Annotated in this window: 2 protein-coding genes and 1 pseudogene; all 3 read left to right on the top strand. The window is 63.7% G+C overall.

Annotation, left to right across the window (positions count from 1 at the left end; genetic code table 11):
• A pseudogene (locus tag EN991_RS37025) lies at positions 1-244 on the top strand (ribulose-phosphate 3-epimerase); the annotation flags it as partial.
• Positions 245-265: 21 nt separating this feature from the next.
• Complete coding sequence (locus EN991_RS37030; protein WP_127370566.1) at positions 266-823, top strand: thioredoxin family protein; 558 nt, start codon at positions 266-268, stop codon at positions 821-823.
• The coding region (locus EN991_RS37035; protein WP_164769700.1) for an HAD family hydrolase at positions 820-1,171 on the top strand (352 nt) is incomplete at its 3' end. The genes EN991_RS37030 and EN991_RS37035, both read left to right, overlap by 4 nt.

Below are 1,171 nucleotides of genomic sequence, written 5' to 3' on the forward strand. Positions count from 1 at the left end.
GGCCTTCATTTCCGCGGTCATCGAGAAGATCAGGCGAATCAAGGCATTGGTTGGCCACCGCCCGATTGACATCGAAATCGATGGCGGCGTCACGGCCGAAACCGCCCCGCTGGTCGCCGCGGCCGGCGCCAATGTGCTGGTCGCCGGGTCGGCCGTGTTCAAGGGAGGCGCCGAGGCGGCCTACCGCGCCAACATTGGAACCATCCGACAGGCGGCCGACGGTGCGATCCGGAAAGCCGCGTAAACCATTTCATCGGAGGCAAGCATGGCGGCCGTTCCCCCTGTCTGCGATTTCGGCTGGCGCGCGATCGATGCCGTTTTGCCCGGCGTCGACGGCAGGTCGCATTCGATCCTCAGCCAGGCCGGCCCGAATGGCCTGGTCGTGGCCTTCATCTGCAATCACTGCCCTTATGTGAAGGCGGTGATTTCACGTATCGTGCGCGATGCCAACGACCTCAAGGCCGAAGGTATCGGCTTTGTCGCAATCAACTCGAACGATGCCGACACCTACCCGGAGGATTCCTTCGAGCAAATGAAGCTCTTCGCCACGACGAACGGCTTCAGCTTCCCTTACCTGCACGACCAGCGCCAAACTGTAGCGCGCGATTACGTGGCGGTGTGTACTCCCGATTTCTTCGGGTTCAACAGCGAGTTGGGATTGCAATATCGCGGTCGGCTGGACGCCTCGCGACGAGAAGCCGGAGCGCCCGGGCTGAGACGCGATCTGTTCAAGGCGATGAAGCAGGTTGCCCGAACCGGCGACGGGCCGCTGGACCAGGTCGCCTCGATCGGCTGCTCGATCAAGTGGAAGGATGACGCATGAACGTCGGCGCAGGTAGGCCGCTTCGATCGCCGAAGGCGATCCTGTTCGACCTCGACGGCACGCTGGTCGACTCGGCACCGGACATAGCGGCCGCCGTCAACGAATTGCTGGCCAGCCGCGATCTGCCGCCGCTGCGCCTGGACCGGGTCAAGGCCATGATCGGCGGCGGTGTCAGGAAACTGATCGAGCGAGCCTTCGCGGCATCGGGAGCGCCACTGCTCGGCAACGCTCTCGATGAGGCAAACCGCGTCATGGCGCCTATCTACCGCCGGCACCTGACCGGCCTGACAAGGCTGATGCCTGGCGTCAGGGAGGCCCTCACCCACTTTCATTTGGGCGGAGTAGGCA

It is taken from the genome of Mesorhizobium sp. M7A.F.Ca.US.005.03.2.1, from assembly GCF_003997795.1.
Taxonomy (GTDB): Bacteria; Pseudomonadota; Alphaproteobacteria; order Rhizobiales; family Rhizobiaceae; genus Mesorhizobium; species Mesorhizobium ciceri.

Excerpts from the sequence above, each read along its gene's own strand:
- EN991_RS37030 (WP_127370566.1), top strand. The coding sequence starts at position 266 with ATGGCGGCCGTTCCCCCTGTCTGCGATTTCGGCTGGCGCGCGATCGAT.